At 39.6% G+C, this 21172-nt stretch carries 16 protein-coding genes; 3 read left to right on the plus strand and 13 right to left on the minus strand.

All coding sequences use genetic code 11. The annotated features are described in order from the left end of the window. Window positions 1–89: 89 nt before the first annotated feature. The 7 genes from IEU71_RS01080 to glmS all read right to left on the minus strand — a co-directional run bounded on the left by IEU71_RS01080 (window position 90) and on the right by glmS (window position 11423). Complete coding sequence (locus IEU71_RS01080; RefSeq protein WP_004916048.1) at window positions 90–497, minus strand: phosphate-starvation-inducible protein PsiE; 408 nt, start codon at window positions 495–497, stop codon at window positions 90–92. Window positions 498–526: 29 nt separating this feature from the next. Next, window positions 527–4840, minus strand: coding sequence for a PolC-type DNA polymerase III (locus IEU71_RS01085; protein ID WP_004916050.1), 4314 nt, complete (start codon window positions 4838–4840; stop codon window positions 527–529). Between the two features lie 61 nt (window positions 4841–4901). Continuing rightward, window positions 4902–6620 (minus strand): proline--tRNA ligase, encoded by a 1719-nt coding sequence (locus IEU71_RS01090; RefSeq protein WP_004916051.1) that lies wholly within the window; start codon window positions 6618–6620, stop codon window positions 4902–4904. 37 nt (window positions 6621–6657) lie between these two features. Next, entirely contained in the window at window positions 6658–7911 is a 1254-nt protein-coding gene (gene rseP, locus IEU71_RS01095; protein WP_004916053.1) for an RIP metalloprotease RseP, read from the minus strand. A gap of 13 nt (window positions 7912–7924) precedes the next feature. Beyond that, a complete protein-coding gene (locus IEU71_RS01100; RefSeq protein ID WP_004916054.1) occupies window positions 7925–8719 on the minus strand; it encodes a phosphatidate cytidylyltransferase in 795 nt (264 codons plus the stop codon). Between the two features lie 6 nt (window positions 8720–8725). Then, window positions 8726–9499 carry an undecaprenyl pyrophosphate synthase gene (gene uppS, locus IEU71_RS01105; RefSeq protein WP_004916056.1) on the minus strand — a complete coding sequence of 258 codons (774 nt, stop codon included), beginning with the start codon at window positions 9497–9499 and terminating at the stop codon, window positions 8726–8728. A gap of 118 nt (window positions 9500–9617) precedes the next feature. Beyond that, on the minus strand, window positions 9618–11423 hold the full coding sequence (glmS, locus tag IEU71_RS01110) for a glutamine--fructose-6-phosphate transaminase (isomerizing) (protein WP_004916058.1): 1806 nt from the start codon (window positions 11421–11423) through the stop codon (window positions 9618–9620). Window positions 11424–11629: 206 nt separating this feature from the next. On the opposite strand from glmS, the gene ade reads away from it, so the two are divergent. Both ade and IEU71_RS01120 read left to right on the plus strand, forming a co-directional pair. After that, window positions 11630–13303, plus strand: a complete 1674-nt coding sequence (gene ade, locus IEU71_RS01115) for an adenine deaminase (RefSeq protein ID WP_004916060.1) — start codon at window positions 11630–11632, stop codon at window positions 13301–13303. Further along, window positions 13300–13788, plus strand: a complete 489-nt coding sequence (locus IEU71_RS01120) for a hypothetical protein (protein ID WP_004916062.1) — start codon at window positions 13300–13302, stop codon at window positions 13786–13788. The genes ade and IEU71_RS01120 overlap by 4 nt, the downstream gene beginning before the upstream one ends. Before the next feature lie 46 nt (window positions 13789–13834). Here the strand turns inward: IEU71_RS01120 and mgtE are convergent, their stop codons facing one another. Genes mgtE through IEU71_RS01140 form a run of 4 tightly spaced genes read right to left on the minus strand, consistent with a single transcriptional unit; the run spans window position 13835 to window position 17527 of the window. After that, entirely contained in the window at window positions 13835–15196 is a 1362-nt protein-coding gene (gene mgtE / locus IEU71_RS01125; RefSeq protein ID WP_004916063.1) for a magnesium transporter, read from the minus strand. 2 nt (window positions 15197–15198) lie between these two features. After that, window positions 15199–16101, minus strand: coding sequence for an RluA family pseudouridine synthase (locus IEU71_RS01130; protein ID WP_004916065.1), 903 nt, complete (start codon window positions 16099–16101; stop codon window positions 15199–15201). A gap of 59 nt (window positions 16102–16160) precedes the next feature. Continuing rightward, window positions 16161–16955: an NAD kinase gene (locus tag IEU71_RS01135; RefSeq protein WP_004916067.1), complete on the minus strand. Its 795-nt coding sequence runs from the start codon at window positions 16953–16955 to the stop codon at window positions 16161–16163. Next, window positions 16952–17527 carry a GTP pyrophosphokinase gene (locus tag IEU71_RS01140; protein WP_004916070.1) on the minus strand — a complete coding sequence of 192 codons (576 nt, stop codon included), beginning with the start codon at window positions 17525–17527 and terminating at the stop codon, window positions 16952–16954. Before IEU71_RS01140 ends, IEU71_RS01135 begins: the two co-directional genes overlap by 4 nt. Before the next feature lie 138 nt (window positions 17528–17665). Between IEU71_RS01140 and IEU71_RS01145 the strand changes: the two genes are divergently transcribed. Then, window positions 17666–18280 (plus strand): DsbA family protein, encoded by a 615-nt coding sequence (locus IEU71_RS01145; protein WP_004916071.1) that lies wholly within the window; start codon window positions 17666–17668, stop codon window positions 18278–18280. A gap of 133 nt (window positions 18281–18413) precedes the next feature. On the opposite strand, the gene nrdG is transcribed toward IEU71_RS01145, so the two are convergent. After that, the gene (nrdG, locus tag IEU71_RS01150; protein ID WP_036066633.1) at window positions 18414–18995 is read right to left on the minus strand and encodes an anaerobic ribonucleoside-triphosphate reductase activating protein; all 582 of its coding nucleotides are present in this window, start codon (window positions 18993–18995) and stop codon (window positions 18414–18416) included. After that, complete coding sequence (gene nrdD, locus IEU71_RS01155) at window positions 18931–21141, minus strand: anaerobic ribonucleoside-triphosphate reductase (RefSeq protein WP_036086247.1); 2211 nt, start codon at window positions 21139–21141, stop codon at window positions 18931–18933. The genes nrdG and nrdD overlap by 65 nt, the downstream gene beginning before the upstream one ends. Window positions 21142–21172 lie beyond the last annotated feature (31 nt).

The following is a 21172-nucleotide window of genomic DNA, read 5'->3' on the forward strand; positions in this document are numbered from 1 at the left end:
GTCAAAAGGCGCGCCTTTCTATTTTTATTGTTGATTAAATTATATATGCCCTAAATAAAAAAGCAAGCATTTTGCTTACTTTTTAGAAGCTAATTATCCATTTTTGGTCTAAAATAACGATATATTGCCTGCGCAACTACCAATAAGAATATTGCTGCAGCTAACATTAACGTTTTATCGGTTTGATCATGGTAAACTAACATTGCTCTTATTAAAGCTGTCACGCCAATATATAAGAAGTTGCCAGTTGAAATGTGTGCGTCTTTTATGAAGTATTCACGCACCAAACTCAAAAACTCAAAAAACAAAAATACAACCAATATTTCTTCGGCCAATTCTGTAAAATGACCAGCGATATCGGTCATCCACAACATTTGAGCGAGATTCAACAACTCTCGTAGCAAAAATCCAAATATCACGACGCCAATAACAATCATGACTGCATTTAAAACATACTCGAAGTAACCTGCAACTTTTTGATGCCACTCATGCTTCATTTATTCACCGCCTTTTCATATTTATCACGTTAAAAATCAAACAAACTCAACTGATTTTCATCTGGTAGTCCTTCTAGAACGGAATGCTGTGTCATAAAATCAATAATCGTTTGTGACACTTTACCTCGTTTTTTGAGGTCTTCTTTACTCAAAAAAGGTTTTTCTGTTCTTGCAGCAACAATTTGTTTAGCCACGTTGTCACCTAATCCTGGCAGAGAAATAAATGGTGGTATTAATGTTTCGCCATCAATCACCCATTCAAGTGCTTCCGATCGGTTTAAATCAACCATTTTGAAGCTGATTCCCCGCTCAAGCGCTTCGTTAGCCATTTCAAGAACTGTCATTAAATTCTTATCTCCAACAGTCGCATCATTGCCAAGTTCACGTAATTTCTTTAAAGCAGATTTGGTTGCTTCTTTACCCCGACTCATCGCAACAACATCAAAAGCATCCGCACGAACCGAAAAGTAAGTTGCATAATAAATTGTGGGGAAATAAACTTTAAAATAGGCAATCCGCAATGCCATCAAAACATAGGCCGCAGCATGTGCCCGTGGAAACATATACTTAATTTTGAGCATCGACTGGATGTACCACTCTGGAATGTTTGCTTCACGTAACTGCTTTTGGTACTCATCAGTGATGCCTTTACCTTTACGGACTTTTTCCATAATGTTAAAAGCATCAGCTGCTGGGAAGCCCCAATTAATTAAATCGGTCATGATTTTATCACGCGTTCCAATAACAGTACCAATTGTGGCCGTTCCGTTTTCAATCAGCTCGTTAGCGTTGCCCAACCAAACATCAGTCCCGTGAGATAGGCCAGAAATTTGTAATAGCTCAGAATAAGTATGCGGTTGCGTCTCTTCCAACATACCACGCACGAAATTAGTGCCGAATTCAGGCAATCCCAGTGTACCTGTCTTTGAAAAAATTTGCTCTGGCGTCACACCAAGTGCTTCAGTAGAAGTAAATAAACTTAAAACACCCGGGTCGTTTGCTGGAATTGATTGCGGATCAATGCCAGACATATCCTTTAATGTTCGCACCATTGTCGGATCATCATGTCCCAAAATATCCATTTTTAATAAATTATCATGAATAGAATGATAATCCATGTGAGTTGTTTGCCAGAGAGATTTTTGATCATCAGCAGGATACTGAATCGGTGTGAAATCATAGACTTCATATTCACGTGGCACAATCAATATACCACCGGGATGCTGTCCTGTTGTCCGTTTGACGCCTGTGATTCCTTGGGCCAATCGTTCAATTTCTGCCCCACGATAATGTTTATCATGATCCCGTTCATAGCCTTTCACGTAACCAAAAGCTGTTTTTTCAGCCACTGTCGCTATCGTTCCGGCACGGTACACATTATGCTCGCCAAACAGTACTTTCATGTAATTATGAGCAATTGGCTGATAATCACCAGAAAAATTCAAATCAATATCTGGCACTTTATTTCCGGTGAAGCCCATAAAAGTTTCAAACGGAATATTTTGTCCATCACCAATCAACATTTCACCTGGATGATTGGGATCTTCTTTTTCAGGCAAATCATAACCAGACTCATATTGTTTCGGATCAACTAGTTCGAAATAATCACCATGCGCGGATCGATAATGAGGCGGCAACGGGTTAACTTCAGTTATACCCGACATTGTGGCGACAAACGAGGATCCTACGGATCCTCGCGACCCAACTAAATAACCGTCTTTAACAGATTTAGCTACCAAACGTTGGGCAATCATGTAGTGTGGCGCGAAACCATTACCAATAATTGCTTTCAACTCTTGGTCTATGCGTGCTTGTATTTCTGGTGGAATTGGATCACCATACCAAGCTTTTGCCGTCCGGTAAGTTTTTTCAGTGAGTTCATCACCTGCACCAGGAATATTTGGCGGATAGGAACCACTTTTCAACGGTTCAATATCGTCAAGCATATCAGAAATAAGATGCGTATTCTCAATCACAATCCTTTTTGCTGTTTCGTCACCAACAAAAGCAAAATCATCGAGCAATTCTTGGGTCGTTTTGAAATAATTATCAGGTAAAGCAGTTCTATTTTGTGGATTACCTGGTTGTGTTGCAATCAAAATATTACGGTAAATTTTATCTTCAGGGTTGGTGTATTTAACATCACCAGTGACCACCACTGGTTTCCCTAATTCGTCACCAATGGCAATCATTTCCTCTAAAATTTCTTGCAGTTTTGTTTGGTCGGAAATTAGTGCCGATTCAATCATTGGTTGATAGTTTGCGGTTGGTTGAATTTCAATAAAATCATAATATTTAGCTTTTTCAGTCGCCTCATTTTTTCCTTTTTCAATGAGAGAAATGATGACATCTCCGCCAGTATCACCTGTTCCTACTAGTAAACCTTCACGATATTGCTGTAAGATGGAACGCGGAATTCGAGGTACCCGAGCAAAAAACTCAATGTTTGAACGGGAGACCAGCTTATAAAGATTTTTTAACCCAGTCGCATTTTGAACCAGCAATGTCACATGAACCGGCCGCCCATGCTTCCACGCGTCCCCTTCAGTCATGTGGTCGTTAAGTTGATTATGGTAGTTTAAATCAAAACGTTCTTTCGCCTCTTTCATCAAGCGCCATGCGATATGTCCAGTAGTTTCAGAATCGAAAATGGCACGGTGAGCTTGCTCTAAATTAATATTAAATCGTTTAGCAATCGTGCCAAGTCGGTAGGATTTATAATCAGGATATAACCAACGAGTAAACGGTAACGTATCAATAATAGGGTTACTAATTTGGGATTGTTGATAACGCGCATAAGCGGCGTTCATGAAGCCAATATCAAATGTTACATTATGACCCACTAAAATAGCATCACCGCACCACTCTCGAAAACGTCGAATTATGTTTTCTTCACTGTCAGCATTTGCTACCATAGCATCAGTAATTGATGTCAAATTGGTAGTGAATTCAGATAATGGAAAACCTGGATTAATATATTCTGAGAACTTATCAACAACGTTACCAATTTGCATTTTAACAGCGGATAGTTCAATGATTTTATCTGTTACTGCCGAAAGTCCAGTAGTTTCCAAATCAAAAGCGACAAAAGTTGTGCCTTTGTCTAATAGTGAAATTGGTCGCAGATTGAAGGCAATTGGTTCACCATCTTCGACCAAATTAGCTTCCATACCGTAGATCATTTTGAGGTTATTTTTACTACCCGCAGCAACCGCCTCAGGAAAGCCTTGAACATTTCCAGTATCAGTAACAGCCAAAGCTGTTTGGCCCCAATTTTTTGCGAGCTTTGCAACTTCTGAATAGTTTGTCACAGCATCCATGGTCGACATGTTTGTATGAACGTGTAACTCAATGCGTTGCTGTTCTCCAATATAATCTTCCTGACGATTAGCATGATCAATGACTTGTAAATCGTAGATATTCATAACCAGTTCGCGGGCATAAGTATCTTCTTGAACATTACCACTTAGCCGAACCCACAAACCAGCCTTCAATCCCTCAAACACAGCTTCATCAGATTCATTATTAGAAAACTTTTTGGCTGAAATGGAACTTGAATAATCAGTTATTTTGATAGTGAGAAGTTGTCGCCCTGAACGCAATTCTCTGATTTCATCAGCAAAAATATAGCCTTCAACCACCACACGATTTTCTTCACCATCGATGTCTTCTAATCTCGTAATTTCAGCATCAGTTGAAATTTTACGACCCAGCGTTAGCGGCACACCCTCTGATGTTGTTTTTGGTTTAGCCTGTTTGTTAGCTTCAATTGCTTTTTGCAAGTCTTCACGGGCCTTAGCGTGATGCTGTGCAACATTTTCCTGAATTTCTTGTGCCAGTTGTTCATCGAGCTGTGGCACTAATGTGATTTTGGGAAAACCAAAACTTTCATATGCTGAAATTATTGAGGCAACCGCCTGACTATCTAGTGATTGAAATAGTAGTTGCGCACCAACTGCAACACTGAATTCGTTATCATTTAATAATTTAAGAATCGTGTTACTTGCTAACTGTTGCGCCTTGGCATGGTTTAATTTAGAGTGATCTAAAGCCAAATGCCAGTATTGTGCCATCATTTCTTGATTAATTGCTTGCGATTGACTGGAAATCATTATTGACACGTCAGCTATATTAGTAAATGCTTTTTTCAAATATTGCTGAAATTGCATATATACGTTGGCTGGCAGCGGTTGCAATAATTGAATGTGGAATACCCACTGTCTCTGTCTAGCTGATACATCTACGCGAGTTAGCTGACCACCTTCAAAAAAGGATACAATTTCGTCTGATAATTGAATCTGACTAATTAAATGCTTTAATTGTTCTTCATGGGTTAACGCCATTTGTCCCCCTAATTTGAGTAAAAAAGCCGATCAATCATCGGCCAAATGTTTACTCACTTATTTATTCACTGTCGCCTTGAAGCAAAACTAAAACTGAGTCAACCACTTCACTCACTCGCATCTCAATATTAGTATTACTTGCACGAACTTTCACTTCAACAACGTCTTCACTCGCCTTTTTACCTACTGTAATTCTAATTGGTAATCCAATTAAATCAGCATCAGCAAACTTGACGCCTGCACGTTCCTTACGATCGTCAACCAAAACTTCCAAATGCTTTGCCTCTAGCAACGATTCAAGTTGTTCAGCAACACGCACTTGATCGGCATCTTTCGTATTCACCGGTACAATGTGGACATCAAATGGTGCAACACTGGCTGGCCAAACTAACCCAGCCTCATCAGCTTTTTGTTCTGCAATCGCGCTCAACAAACGTGAAACACCAATACCATATGAGCCCATTACAACATCAGTTTGGCGACCATTTTCATCTAAAACCTGTGCGCCTAACGACTTAGAATAACGCGTACCAAGTTTAAAAATATGACCAATTTCAATACCGGAAGTAAATACTAAGTGCCCTTTGCCATCAACAGCCAAGTCACCTTCTCTAGCGACACGAAAATCGCCAATATTTGTTTCCTCAACTTGGACGTCTCGTCCCCAATTCAAATTAGTCAAATGATAACCATCTTCATTGGCTCCAGCGACAAAATTTACCAAATCGGCAGCCCGTTCATCGACCAAAAGTTGCACATTTTCAGGTAGTTCGACTGGTCCTAATGATCCAAAACCTGCACCAACAATATCTCGGACACGGTTTTCGTCAGCTAATTCAAATTTATCAGCATTCAAGAAATTTTGGACCTTAACCTCATTAACATCATAATCACCTGTTGTCACAACTGCTACAAGCTGATCGTCAGCAATAAACATCATTGTTTTAACAAGTTCATTGGATGATTTACCCAAAAATTCTGCCACTTCCGCAATTGTTTTTACTTCAGGAGTTGCAACTTTTTTCGACGCCAATAATTCTGCATCGGTGATTTTTCTCTCATAGAAATCCTTGGCCATTTCCAAATTTGCCGCATAGTCAGTCGCGTCAGAATAAGCAATGGTATCTTCTCCAGCAGCTGCAGGAGCCGAAAATTCTTTTGAATCCGATCCTCCCATAGCGCCGGCATCACCGACAATTGCCCGATAATGCAGACCAAGTCGATTAAAAATGTTGACATACGCTTTTTCCATATTGTGAAAGGCATCATCAAGGCCATCTTGGTCGGCACTAAACGAATAAGCATCTTTCATAATGAACTCACGTGTTCGAAGTAACCCAAAACGTGGTCTATTTTCATCTCGGAACTTTGGTTGGATTTGGTAAACCACTAAAGGCAATTTTTTATATGACTTAATTTCATCAGCAATCAACTGAGTAAAGGTTTCTTCGTGTGTTGGTCCTAATATGAAATCACGATCTTGCCGGTTTTTAAATTTATACAACGCTGGACCATATGTCGCATAACGACCTGAGCGTTGCCACAATTCTGCTGGTAAAATTTCTGGAACTAACATCTCATTGGCGTCGATTCGCGCCATTTCCTCACGAATGATGGCTTCAATTTTGTTTAAAACCCTTTTGGCTAAAGGTAAATATGAAAACATACCAGCTGCAACGGGGCGGATATAACCTGCTTTTAACAATAATTGGTGGCTTTTAACCTCTGCTTCCGCCGGAACTTCTCGTAAAGTTGGCATCAGTAATTTAGACTGTTTCATATAAACTCCTCTTTTATTAAATGTACTCTCATTTATTTTATCGCAAAATATCATTAATAGTAACAGCAATCATTAGAATTACCATTGCAATTGCACCTACCACGGTGACACCATTTTCAAATGATGCTGGCAATGGACGCCTTAGAATCGCTTCCAGTAAGTTCAAGATTAGTTTACCACCATCTAGAGCTGGTATTGGAATTAAATTCATAATACCTAAGTTAATCGACAAAAATGCCATATAGAATAGAATATTCAAAAATCCTGTTTTAGCAACAGTAGACGTTGTTTTGGCAATTGAAACTGGACCACCTAGTTTATCCAAACTGAACCCGCCACTAAACAGATGTGTCAGCGCGTACCAAATCCGGCTAGTTGTCGAAGCGGTTGTGTAAACACCATACTTTATACGTGCACCAAAGCTCTGGTGTGTTTTCTCTGTGATACCCACTAACGGCGTTTTTGCACCATTAACCGTAACCAATTTGGGTGTGACTTTGATAGTCTCTTGTTTACCGTCACGGACAATATCAATCGTCATTTGTTTGTGTCCAACACTGCTAATAACGGTTGCTACATTTTCCCAAGTTGTGGTTTTATGTCCATTCACTTCGGTAATTCGGTCACCTGCTTGCAGTCCAGCCTTTTGAGCTGGCATGTTGTGTTGAACTGTGCCTACAATCGGTTCGTTAAGTGTAACACTTGGTAAGGTGAAGCCTAGTCCTGAAAAAACCACTAAGGCTAAGACAAAGTTCATAAATGGTCCGGCAATATTAATCAACGCGCGTCGCCATAATTTTGCACTTTGAAACCATGTGTCACGTGGTGCGATTTGAACAGTCACACCATTTTCTTCAATGATGGTCGCATCATGACTAACAGATAACACTTTCATCTCTGAATCATCAGCTTGGTAACCTGTCAGCGTCAGGTCATCACTCAAGTCGAAAGTGTCGATTTGAAATGGTACACCTTGACCCGCCTGATCAATCCGTGTGTCAATTTCGGTAACTTTACCCACCTGATCAAAGCGTAATCGTAAGCGCTGTCCTGCTTCTAAATCCGGTGTTTCATCCATTCCAGCCATCCGTACATATCCACCAACAGGTAATATACGGATTGTATAGGCAGTATGATTGCGATTCCAGCTCAATAACTTTGGCCCCATACCAATTGCAAATTCACGAACCAATACACCAGATTTTTTGGCAGCAAAAAAATGCCCAAATTCATGTACTGTAACCAATACACCAAAAACAAATATGAATGCAATTATCGCCGTTAAACTCATTCCAAATCTCGCTTTAAATTAACATGCCTAAAATAGACATCAGTGGCATAACAACTAACATTGAATCAAAACGATCTAAAATACCACCATGCCCTGGTAAAATATTGCCTGAATCTTTTACGTTAAAATGGCGTTTCAAACCTGACTCGATTAAATCACCAAGTTGACCTGCAATAGACAAGACAACTGCAAATAGTAAGAGTTCAATGAAATTGTATGCTGGCAACCAATTAAATATAGTGTACAAAGATGCCACAACAATTACTGCTACCAAACTACCACCAATGGATCCTTCCCAAGTTTTATTAGGACTAATTTTGGGGGCGAGTTTGTGTTTGCCAATAGCTCGGCCAACCATATAAGCACCTGAATCAGTTAACCAAACAATTAGCATACCAAACATCACCGTTGCCAATCCTTTTGTGTCGGCTTGGAAAAAATAATGAAATCCAGTACCAATATACAGCATGGCTAGAGTCAATGTCCCAGCATCATCAAAATTAAAATGGTTGCGGCTAAAGACTGTATGTAGTAATAAGAGAAATGCTAGTATATAAAAGAATATATGAGCACTTTTAATGAGTGGGACGTCTTGCCAAAAACTATTTGGCAAAATAAGTGCCACAACACCTATAAAACTAACCCAAGCTTCGGCAGAAACAAAAAAACGATGTTTCATCCGCAAAATTTCACTCATCGCAATCACACCCATAATCAATGTCAAAATCAGAAGTGGTGCGCCGCCCATGATTAAAAGAGGAACAAAGATAATCAAAGCAACTACTGCCGTAATCACACGTGTTTTCATGGCTTACTATTTCTCGCTTTCGTCATTAAGACCGCCAAAACGACGATCTCTTTTAGTGTAAGATGTAATAGCTTCTATCAAGTCTTCACCTGAATATTCTGGCCATAAAACATCCGTAAAGTATAGTTCAGCGTATGCCGATTGATAAGGTAAAAAATTACTCAAGCGCAATTCACCCGACGTACGAATCATCAAATCAGGCGTCGCTAATTCACCTAAAGGTGAAGTTTGAAGGGCGCTGGCAAAATGATTAGCGTCAATCTCTTCAGCGGTCAGATCACCTGACGCGACCTGTTGTGCTAGTAATTTCGCTGCTGCCACAATTTCGGTTTGACCACCATAATTAAGAGCAAAGTTCAAAATCATCCCCGTACCCTGCGCTGTTTGTTCAATCGCGCGCTGCACGGCATCTTGCGTACCCTTAGGTAGGCCCGCAACATCGCCCATAACTTCAACACGAATATTATTTTTAATCAATTCTGGTACAAAATCATTAAAAAAATCAATCGGTAATTGCATCAAAAAGTTAACTTCGTCATTCGGGCGTGACCAATTTTCGGTTGAAAAAGCGTACAGTGTCAATACTTCAATACCTAAGTCGCTGGCTGCAATCGCAACTTTTTTGACAGTTTTCATACCCGCTTTGTGGCCAGCAACACGTGGCATAAAACGTTGTTTTGCCCAACGACCATTACCATCCATAATAATGGCAACATGTCGCGGAATTTTGAGCTGGGAGACGGTCTTCGTCTCCTCATTTTTAATTTTAAAAAGCGCCAAAACGCTCCTCCTTCGTATGCAACCACTGAATGCATATATTGTATCTAACCTATTTTACCAGAATGGCGCGCAAGGTACAAAAAAATTCGATAAGAATTATCCTATCGAATCATTAAAATTATTGAACCGTAACACTCTTTGCCAAATTACGTGGTCGATCAACATCTAAGCCACGGTCAAGGGTCGCATAGTAGGCAATCAATTGTGCCGGAATGACTGTCAGCAATGGCATTAAGAGCTCATTGACCTCAGGGAGAACAAAAGCATCATCTGTTTTAGCCAAAGTCTTAGCGGCAATAATAATCGTATTGGCGCCTCGTGCTGCAACTTGTGCAATTTCACCACGGACAAGTCCAGCAGTTTTAGTCTGAGTCAGCAAAGCAAATACTGGTGTACCTTCTTCAATCAAAGAAATTGTACCATGTTTTAGCTCACCAGCTGCAAAACCTTCAGTTTGAACGTATGATATTTCTTTTAGCTTCAACGCCGCCTCAACAGCAACCGCTGCATCTAAGCCACGTCCAATATAAAATGCTGAACGACGATTCTTTAAGGCACTTTCAGCAATTGATTTGAAAGTGTCTTTTTGATCAATAATCACTTGCATTTCAACAGCAACTTTTGCTAACTCATTTTTTAAATCAAATGGTGTATGACCAACCGCTGCAGCCAAAATAGCTGTCACAATAATTTGTGCTGTATAGGCTTTTGTCGAGGCCACAGCAATTTCAGGGCCAGCCAACAATGGTAAGGCAAAGTCCGCTTCACGAGTCAATGTTGAATTCATGACATTAGCAATGGTTAAAGTTGGATAACCTTGTTTTGTGATATTATCCAGTACTTCACGTGAATCAGCTGTTTCCCCAGATTGGCTTAAGAAAATGAAGAATGGCTTTTTACTCAACAAGGGCTGCTCATAAGCAAATTCCGACGAAATATGAACTTCTGTTGGTGTTTGTGTCCACTGTTCAAAATATCGTTGCCCCACAAGTCCCGCGTGATATGATGTTCCAGCTGCAACAATATAAATGCGATCTGCTGCCTGAATAGCCTCAATAACTTCAGGAGCAATATTTTGCACCTGCCCTTCATCGTCAAAATAGTATTGTGACAAAGTACGTGCAACGATGGCCTGTTCATCAACTTCCTTTAACATATAGTAAGGATAAATTCCTTTGTCTGTTTCAGAAGCATCAATATCTAAATGAAAGGCCTCACGGGTAATTTGTTTGCCATTTGGATCAAACAAATCAATCTTTTGCTTGTCAATGACAGCAATTTCCCCATCCATCAATTCAATAAAATCATGGGTCACGTCTAACATTGCTGTTGCATCTGATGTCACAACGTTGCCAACTTCAGAAACACCAATTAATAAAGGGCTCTTTTTCTTAGCCGCATACATCAAATCGGGTGTCTGACGATCCATTAAAAGAAAGCCATACGCTGAGTTACCATCTAACAAACTAATCATTCTGCGAAATGCGTCAAATGTCGACAAGTGGTTTTCCTTTGAAAATTTGTCAATCAATTGGACAGCAATTTCAGTATCTGTTTGTGAGTGAAGCTGAACGCCTTGTAAATATTGATCACGCAATGCTTCATAATTTTCGATAACACCATTGTGAACCAAGTAAAAACGTCCATCCTCGGACATGTGTGGATGCGCATTTTCAACTGATACACCACCGTGAGTTGCCCAGCGTGTATGGGCGATACCCGCAGTACCTTCAATACCCTTACCTTCTGTTGCACGTTCCAAATCAGCTACGCGACCTTTTTCTTTGACAAGAAAATCGCCTTTATCGCCGTCATTCACATAAACACCAGCTGAATCGTACCCACGATATTCTAATTTTTCTAGCCCTTTTAACAAACTAGGTAACACTTGATTAACACCTGTAAATCCGACAATTCCGCACATATATAGCCTCTTTACCAAAAATGGTTTACTTTTTATTTTTAACTAACAGTAGCTATTTTACAGTCTTTGTAAACTTTTGTCAAACAATAAAAATAAATTGGTATAGTCCTATTTTTATAATTGGTATAATTTAAAAATAACATAGTGTCAAAATACAAACCCTGCCATTATGGTATGATAGAAAAAACCTGAAAGTGAGATCTATTGTGACACAAATTGTAACTTGGCATATTCAAAACGCTAAAATTTTGGATGTTTTTAATCTTAAATTCGATGACACCGAGCTTTGGATTGACAATAACATGATTGTTTATCGTGGTCCTCGAGATGATCTTGCTGCAACTCACACATTTGATGCTGGCGGTCGATATATTGTCCCCGGTTTGATTGACGCACATCTTCATATTGAAAGTTCCCTACTCGCACCAAGTGAATTTGGAAAATTAGTAATACCTCATGGTGTTACCTGTGTCATTGCTGATCCGCATGAAATCGCTAGTGTAGCAGGTATATCAGGCATCCAATATATGCTCGAAGAAGCACGACAAACACCACTGCACATTCACTACATGCTACCATCCTCAGTCCCTGCAACGCCTTTTGAACACGCTGGAGCAACACTGCATGCCGAAGCCCTCAAACCTTTTTACAGCATTCCTGAAGTAAATGGTCTAGCCGAAGTGATGGATTATCCTGCTGTTGCGAACGGTGACACAGATATGCTTGAAAAAATCAACGACGCTTTAGCAGCAGGTAAACACGTTGATGGCCACGGTGCCGGTTTAAGCCGCGCACAACTTTCAACTTATCGTCAAGTCGGAATTGATACCGATCACGAAAGTGAAAACGCTACTCAAGCCTTAGCACGAGTCGATGCAGGATTTTCTGTCTTTGTGCGTGAAGGTACGGTAGAACGTGATGAGGAAGCCATATTACCAGCTATTACAACAGCCAATCACGCACATTTTTCATTTGCCACCGATGATAAAACTGCTAGTGACATTCAACATGAGGGGTCAATTGACTTTAGTATTAACCTCGCACTTCAAAATGGTATTGCGCCGGAAATCGCTTTTACTATGGCAAGTTATAATGCTGCCAAAGCCCATAATTTAAAAAACGTCGGCGCATTAACGGACGGATTCGTTGCTGATTTGGTTGTGTTTGATACATTAACACAATTCAAAGCCCAAGAAGTTATGGTAGATGGTCACTGGTATGAAAATAAGTTTTCAACTGTGACACCATTAGCAAATCAGTCCCTAAATTTCACATTATCCGCTACTGATTTAATCTTGCCACTGGCAGACAACGTTCCTGCACATGTTATCAACATTATGCCTCATCATATTACAACCCAGCACACCGTTGAAAACGTGCCAGTCGTTAATAATCACTTTGAGGCGAATAAAACATTTGCTAAAGTTGTTGTGGCTGAGCGTTATCACGACTTAGGACATGGTTTAGGTATCATTAAAGGCTTCGACATGGTAACTGGTGCAATCGGTTCTACGGTAGCTCACGATTCACATAACATCATTATTGCTGGTGTTGATGACAAGGATATGTTATTAGCAGCTGAAACGTTAAAGAAAATCGGCGGCGGACAAGTTGTCGTGATCAATGGTCAAGTGACCGCAATGCCCCTTCCAATCGGTGGCCTAATGTCTGATCAAGATTATCAAACGACTATTGATCAAAATCGCGCTTTAGATAAAGCTTTTTCAAAAATCAGTGATGTGCCATTTGATCCATTCTTAACACTCTCATTTATGGCTTTACCTGTTATTCCAAGTTTAAAAATAACAGATCAAGGTTTGTTTGATTTTGATAAATTTAGTTTTATTGATATTCAAGATGCAGGAGAATTTAAGTCATGAAAGCCTTTAGTATAACGCCACAAGACCTATTGTCAGTATTTTTGGGTCAAAAAACCTCTTTAATGGTTCCCTATACCGGTCAATTATTAATCGCGGCCAATAAAAATGATCAACGCCACTTACCATCAGAAATGGCCGGTGCAATCGTTGAAATTCAAGAGAATCAGCTCACATTAGTCAGTTTAGTTCATCCTTTTAAAATAGCATCGGAAGCGCAATTATTTGAAGTTGACAATCAACTAATTCAACGCGAACCCGTCAATTGGTTTGGTCCGCAAGCACTAGTCATTGAAAAAAAGATGAGCGATTTTGCTAAAAATTACGATGGCCCACGTGCAAAAAATGGCGGGATTCCGCGTAACTATATTCCTAATGAAATTGCCGCCCCAATCATTTTGTCTGATGACTATTGGCAAACTTATGCGCAATTCGTCAATGATCCCGACGGCTCATTTGCAGCTCAAATCAAACCAATGTTTGATTAAGTTACATAAAAACGTATCATCCAAGTTCTGGATGATACGTTTTTAATTACCAATAATAATGAGAGATAAACAATTGTGCGACGTTAAAATAGATTAAAACAGAAGTCAAATCTGACAGCGTCGTAATAAACGGACCACTCGCAACCGCGGGATCGAACCCTAATTTGTCAATTAATACCGGGACAAGATATCCCGCCAAATTGGCAACCATAATTGCAATCGCCATAGCAATGCCCACAGCTAATCCAAGTTCAAAATTGTGTTTCCAAATTGTCACGATTGCAAACACTGAAGCACCTGTCGCAGTCCCAACCAACAACCCCGCCAACACTTCGCTCCAAAAGTTTTTCCAAGCTGTATTGTCGGTTCCCACTGCCAATCGACGTACCGCCAGCGCTAATGCCTGCGTTCCAGCATTACCCGCTGTACCGGTAATGAGCGAAATAAAGACCGCCAAAATAGAAGCTTGCTTGACTAAACCATCAAATGAACTGATCAGTGTAGCCGTGGACATACCTAGTAATAGCAAGGCAATCAGCCACGGAATACGTTTTATCGCTGAATGCCATGGTGTATCGTCTGTTTGACTAACGTTAACGGCGGCCAAACCAGAATAATCTTCCACCGCTTCTTCATCAATAACATCAACAATATCGTCAACCGTAATCACACCCAGCAACAAATCATTATCATCAGTAACTGGAATAGAAAGAAAGTTATAATCAGCCACAATTTGTGCCACATCTTGCTGATCATCGCCAGCTTTAACACTAATAATTCGATCATTAGTGATATCTGACACCAACATATCATCAGGGTGTGTCAACAAATCACGCAATGAAATAACGCCGACCAAGTGTTTTTGGTTATCTAGAACATACACGTAACTAATCGCTTCAGCTTCAGCAGCTTGGTGTTTAACCAATCGCATCACTTCAACAACTCGCAAATCCTCAGTCACAGCCAAATACTCTGTTGACATCAAAGATCCAGCTGTTTGATCGTCATAATCAATCAGCTTACGCATTTCATCTGCTTCATCCTTAGGCATCAAGCTCAAGTACGTTGCAACCAAACGAGATGGTAGATTTTGCAAGACATCCGCCTCATTATCGGCGTACATGTTACGCAAAATTTCAGTCGCTTTTTGAGGCGGCATTTCTTGGAGTAATTCCCCAATGTCGTCATCATCCGCATCCAAATTATCGAAGACATCTGCCAAAGTCTCATCATCTAGTAAGCGCCATGCGACTGCTCGCATTTGTTCAGGCAAACTACTATAAACTTGGCCCATTTCAAAATCGTGCAACGCTTTAAATGAGACCACAAAATCCTCATCTTGACCTGAATGGATTAAATCGGCCAAGTGAGTGACAGTCTTTTGTAATTGTTCTGCAGTTTCTTCCAAACTTAATCAATATCCCTTAATGTTTTGAGATCCTCAGGTAATTTTGTATTAAACTCACGAAAATCTTCAATAAATGGGTCGTAAAATTTCATATGATAGGCATGCAACGCTTGACGTTGGAGCCCATACCAAAGTGGTCCATTATAAAGATCGTCACCCACTAATGGATGCCCAATGTTTGCAAAATGAACCCGTATTTGATGCGTTCTCCCAGTGTGCAATTGTACCTTGACACGCGTCATGGGATGTTGTCCATCTTCATCATAACGGCGTTCAACCCAGTATTCTGTTCGAGATGGTTTACCATCATCACGAACTTCACGCTTAATAAAATCGCCCTCAACACGACCAATTGGGGCGTTAATATCCCCGTGATCATCTGATATAATACCAGACGGATAAGCCAGATAAAATTTTTCCACAGTATGATCTTGTAACTGTTGATCTAATACAGCATGGGCGAATCGATGTTTTGCCAGCAAAACAATACCTGATGTATCCCGATCAAGTCGTGTCACTACATGAGGAACCAAATCTTGTGCCTCAATTTGTTCCAAATGGCCCTTAACTTGATTAACCAATGTGTGTAGCCGATCAGCATGTCCTGGCACTGTTGTGACACCATACGGTTTATCAACTACCAGCCAATGCTCATTTTCAAAAATGATGTTTAGAGGTTTGTAATCAGGTACGACGAGATCATTACTCTCTTCTACCGGCATCACAATCGTCACTTTATCCTCATCTTTTAAATAATCAGACGTATAAACTGGCTTCTCATTGACCAAAATCGCCCCACCATTATGTTTCATTTGACTAAACATACGGTGAGAAACGCCATGTTTTTGTAGAAACGTACGCACTTTGCGCGCTTCTGATCCAGTATAAGTCCAAGTAAACTGCATATTCTTATCATACACATCATTTGTCGACGTGTATTTTTCTCCTAAAAAATTTAAAATATTTATTCAATGTCATTGATGAAGGCATTTTGTACGCGACGCCAAAAATCGACGTGACGGTATCTAGCAAAATGGACACATTTTTCAGACACTCTAAATCGCAACTCTAAAATATGATCACTGGCAATTTCTCCCTGATCATACATCACCAAAAAGTTATTACTCTGCGGCCTCATTACAATTTCTTGATCACGAGGTACAATCAATGGTGATCCTAACGTTCTAAAAACACGATTGTTAATTGAAGCAATTTCCGACATTTGAATTGCTTGTAAAGCAGGGTGCAAAACAGCCCCACCATTAGCCTTGTTGTAGGCAGTTGAACCCGTCGGCGTCGCCACAGCAATACCATCACCCCTAAAACGTTCAAAAACTTCGCCACCTAAATAGATATCAGCGACTAGCGTACCAAGTGGTTGTTTAATGACGGCTTCGTTCAATGCCAAATATTGGCTCTTCTCACCACTCGTTTGAATAACTGTCAATTCTAACAACGGATAACTGACTTTTTGACCGTTGTCGTGGCTTAAACTAGCTACTAATTGATCTAATTCTGTGCTTAACCAATCAGTGTAAAATCCCAAATGTCCAGTATGTAAACCAACAAATCTAATATGGTCAATTCGGTTGACATAATGCTGAAAAGCGCCCAAAAGGGTGCCATCCCCACCAACAGAGACGACAATATCAGGCTCATCATTATCAACAGTCAAACCCTGTTTTCGCATTTCTAAAGCAAGATTTTTGGCAACAACACGACTGCTAACATCTTCATTGTTGAAAATAGCATACTTCATTCGACCGCTCTTATTTCACTTAATTCTTGATCTAAAGCAAATGTTGATTCTGATAATTTGGTGAGGCGATCAGCCAAATTATCACTTAATTCACCGTGTTTGTAACGCAAATCATGCTCGACTGTTGCCCAAAAATTCATGGCCATTGTACGAACTTGAATTTCCGCTAGTACTTTTAGTTCACCACTATACATTTGAACAGGATATTCAATGACGATATGATATGATCGGTAGCCTGACGGCTTGGCATTAGTCACATAATCTCGCTCTTCTAAAATTTGAAAATCCGTACGTTGTCTTAGCAAATCAACCACAGTATAGATATCTTCCACGTACTTGGTCATAATTCGTACACCAGCGATATCTTGTAAATCAAGTGATAAACGATTTTCGTCTAAATGACGTCGCACAATTTTTTCTTCAATAGAGGCCTGTGATTTGACACGGCCTGTCACAAATTCAATCGGTGAATCCTCACCGTTTTTTTCATATTGATCGCGTAATCCGCGTAATTTAACTTTTAATTCTGATACAGTTTGAACGTATGGTGTAAAAAAGATTTCCCAATCCATATTACTACCCCTTTTATACAATTTAAAACATTACTATTACATTTTAACATATTTTTGAGCCTACCATTTGTCAATCCCAATATTGACGGTTATACTAATATCTTGGATATTTATATTGTTTTACGTAGGAGAAACATCATGATCGACATTTACCACTTCGCTAATCCTTTATCAGAAAACTGTTTAGCCACCGAAGAATGCCTTGAAAAACTCACTCATACAGTTTTCCAAAAGGCGCGCTTACGCTTTATTCCACTCATCAATGAACAAGTCAGTGCCAAATTAATCCAAGGTGAGCAATCATTGCCGTTAATGGACATACCTTATGACAGAGAATCCCTCATTTGTCGTGTAATTCTTGATTTTAAAGCGGCACAAATTGAAGGCAATAAAAAAGCGCGACCTTTTTTATTAGCCTTACAGACTGCATTGATTAACAAAAAACAAGTTTACTCTCATTCATTGATTACTGCCATTGCCACACAGATCGGACTAAATCCCGACGACTTTTTAAAAAATCGTATGAGTCAAGAAGTCGTTCACGCGTTAATAATAGATCAAAAATTAGCATGGCGCTTACTGAAAAAATACCAAGTTACAATTGCAATTGATGACTCAAATACACTTGAAACCAACCTATTGACGAATTTTTCAAAAGAATCTCTAACGACACACTTCACACATTCACGCCAGCAATTTGTTGTTAATACAAAAGATTTGGTCTCCTCGGAAAACACCAAGACCTTTGCTTAACTTTTTCTCATCAAACGCCATCACCCCCCAAAAAAAAAATGACTCACAATTTTAACACAGTTATCAGTAAACACAAAAAAGCTTAATAATTCATCAATACAGATGAATCATTAAGCTTTTTTGTATGACGCTGTTACTTCACCAACTTGTCCCAAATCACAACTTGGTCGGCTGCCAATGACTTTGGTACATCAATGATTCTTTGATTGGCACTACCTCTGAATTGTAATGTTAAGTCCTTTTCTTCTTCCAAAAAACGACCATCAACCAAAATATCAATTAACGACAATAAACGCGCTTTATCATAGGTTTCGTTTTGCAATTCATCCCAAGTGTAGCCTGTCCAAGACCATATATCCTTTGAATGGCCAAACTCCTTACGGACTCGACGACACAATTTTAGACAAACATCCGTATTGAGAAACGGCTCTCCACCCAATAAAGTTAGGCCTTGAACATAATCTTGACTTAAATCTTCAATAATTTGGTCTTCTAATTCTTGCGTGTAAGGCTGTCCAAAATGGAAATTTTGAGCAGCAACGTTATAACAACCAGGACACAGAAACATACAACCACTTACATATAAGCTACAACGCACACCCTCACCATCAACGAAATTAAAAGCTTTGTAGTCAGCAATATAGTTCTGACTATACTTCTGCGCCGTCCATTCTTTGGGCATCGGATTGTTTGGTTTTCGCATAGATCGCGGCATTTTCAATCATCTCCTTGGTTAGGTTCTTTTCACGCGAAATTATTTCAATATGTCGTCCATGAACCATAGGCCGTTGCTGTGGATTGCCAAGATAACCACACGTTCTCTTAACAACATCGCATAGCTCTGGGTCGTGATTGCCACATTCAGGACACATAAAGCCACGAGCAGTTGCCTTAAATTCACCAGCAAATCCACATTTAAAACATTTATCAATACAAGTATTCGTGCCCAAATAACCGACATGATCATAAGCCCAATTCCAAACAGCTTCTAATGCTTGTGGATTCTGTTTCAAGTTAGGATATTCACAATAATGAATAAATCCGCCCGACGCATATTTTGGGAAAGTCTCTTCAAAGCTTATTTTTTCAAATGGCGTCGGATGCTTGCGAACATCATAATGAAAACTATTGGTATAGTACTCTTTATCAGTAATATCAGGCACATCACCAAATTTTTGCTTGTCGAGGTGACAAAATGTGTCTGTTAGTGATTCGGCTGGCGTCGAGTATAAGCTATAATGATAACCACTTTCCGCTTCCCATTGTTGGCAGTATTCGTTCATTTTTTTAACAATGTCTTCGGCAAACTCATGTGCTTCGGGATTTTTTTCCCAATTTGCGCCAAAGAAAGTTAAGCACGTTTCGTATAATCCAACATAGCCCAATGAAATTGTAGCACGTCCATTTTTAAACACTTCATCAACTTTATCAGTTGCCTTGAGCCTTTTCCCAAAAGCGCCGTACATATAAAGCAGTGGTGCATTTTCAGGAACAGCTTCTTTTGTTCGTTCAATACGATACGATAAAGCTTCGTGGCATAGCGCCATTTTTTCATCAAAAATTTCCCAAAATAGTGCCATATCACCTTTCGCAAATAGAGAAATACGTGGCAAATTCACCGAAACAACCCCTAAATTCATTCGGCCAGAATTTACTGTGACACCATTTTCATCTTGCCAGCCTTGTAGAAACGATCGGCAACCCATTGGTGTTTTAAAACTACCAGTTAGTTCAACAATTTTGTCATACATTAACAAATCTGGGTACATCCGCTTTGTTGAACATTCAAGCGCCAATTGCTTGATGTCATAATTTGGATCAGTAGGAGCAAAATTTAATCCCTTTTTCAATGTGAAAATCAACTTTGGAAAAATAGCAGTTCGCTTTTCTTTTCCTAATCCCTTAATTCTGATATTCAAAATTGCTTTTTGAATTTCACGTTCAATCCAACTAGTCCCCAATCCAAAATTAACGGTGGTAAATGGTGTTTGTCCTTGTGATGAGTACATTGTATTAATCTCGTACTCCAAAGCCTGCATTGCATCATAAATATCTTTGCGTGTTTTTTCTTTAGCGTAGGCGTCACGCTTGTCTGCAACTACCCATTGTTTGGCTTCGACAATATGTTTGTCATAATTCATCTGCGCATATGGTGCCAATAATTGATCAATACGATTTGCTGAACAACCACCGTACTGCGACGAAGCGACATTAGCAATAATTTGCGCCATCTGTGCTGTCGCTGTTTGAATAGAATGTGGTGAATCTACCCACGCATTGCCTATTTTATAACCATTCGTCAGCAAATTATCAAAATCGATTAAACAACAATTTGTTGCTGGCGTCACAGGTGAATAATCTAAATCATGCCAATGAATGTCGCCGCGTAAATGTGCTTTAGCAACAAGTGGCGGTAACATTTGTAGTCCCAAGGCCCGACTAGCTGCCCCAGCTTCCAGATCACGTTGCGTATTGAACACGCGACTATCTTTATTTGCATTTTCATGCACAACTGATTCATCTCGTGAAAATAATTTTTCGATTCTTTTTTGGACATTAGCGGCATCCGAAAAATTTTGTTTTTCAGCTTGATAGTATGACTCATATTCGTTAACAGCATCTAATTGTTCATAATTTGTGAGTAACGAACATAATAGATTACGAATTTCAGAAGTTGTCACACTCACTTGAGAATCCAAATATTGATACAAATCATGACTAATCGCATCAATAATATAGTTTGATAGATTGAGTTTCGTCAAAATAAAATTAATTTTGTACGCGTAAAATTGTGTTTCTTCACCACTTTGCTTAATGACTGTTAAATGGGGTAAATTGCTAAGTTTCATCGTATCGCTCATTACTAAACTAATTCCTCCAATGCTTTTTTGA

The organism is Leuconostoc falkenbergense (genome assembly GCF_014634805.1).
Lineage (GTDB): Bacteria > Bacillota > Bacilli > Lactobacillales > Lactobacillaceae > Leuconostoc > Leuconostoc falkenbergense.

Excerpts from the sequence above, each read along its gene's own strand:
- IEU71_RS01080 (WP_004916048.1), bottom strand. The coding sequence starts at position 497 with ATGAAGCATGAGTGGCATCAAAAAGTTGCAGGTTACTTCGAGTATGTT.
- IEU71_RS01085 (WP_004916050.1), bottom strand. The coding sequence starts at position 4,840 with ATGGCGTTAACCCATGAAGAACAATTAAAGCATTTAATTAGTCAGATT.
- IEU71_RS01090 (WP_004916051.1), bottom strand. The coding sequence starts at position 6,620 with ATGAAACAGTCTAAATTACTGATGCCAACTTTACGAGAAGTTCCGGCG.
- rseP (WP_004916053.1), bottom strand. The coding sequence starts at position 7,911 with ATGAGTTTAACGGCGATAATTGCATTCATATTTGTTTTTGGTGTATTG.
- IEU71_RS01100 (WP_004916054.1), bottom strand. The coding sequence starts at position 8,719 with ATGAAAACACGTGTGATTACGGCAGTAGTTGCTTTGATTATCTTTGTT.
- glmS (WP_004916058.1), bottom strand. The coding sequence starts at position 11,423 with ATGTGCGGAATTGTCGGATTTACAGGTGTTAATCAAGTGTTACCTAGT.
- IEU71_RS01120 (WP_004916062.1), top strand. The coding sequence starts at position 13,300 with ATGAAAGCCTTTAGTATAACGCCACAAGACCTATTGTCAGTATTTTTG.
- IEU71_RS01130 (WP_004916065.1), bottom strand. The coding sequence starts at position 16,101 with ATGCAGTTTACTTGGACTTATACTGGATCAGAAGCGCGCAAAGTGCGT.
- IEU71_RS01135 (WP_004916067.1), bottom strand. The coding sequence starts at position 16,955 with ATGAAGTATGCTATTTTCAACAATGAAGATGTTAGCAGTCGTGTTGTT.
- IEU71_RS01140 (WP_004916070.1), bottom strand. The coding sequence starts at position 17,527 with ATGGATTGGGAAATCTTTTTTACACCATACGTTCAAACTGTATCAGAA.
- IEU71_RS01145 (WP_004916071.1), top strand. The coding sequence starts at position 17,666 with ATGATCGACATTTACCACTTCGCTAATCCTTTATCAGAAAACTGTTTA.
- nrdG (WP_036066633.1), bottom strand. The coding sequence starts at position 18,995 with ATGCCGCGATCTATGCGAAAACCAAACAATCCGATGCCCAAAGAATGG.
- nrdD (WP_036086247.1), bottom strand. The coding sequence starts at position 21,141 with ATGAGCGATACGATGAAACTTAGCAATTTACCCCATTTAACAGTCATT.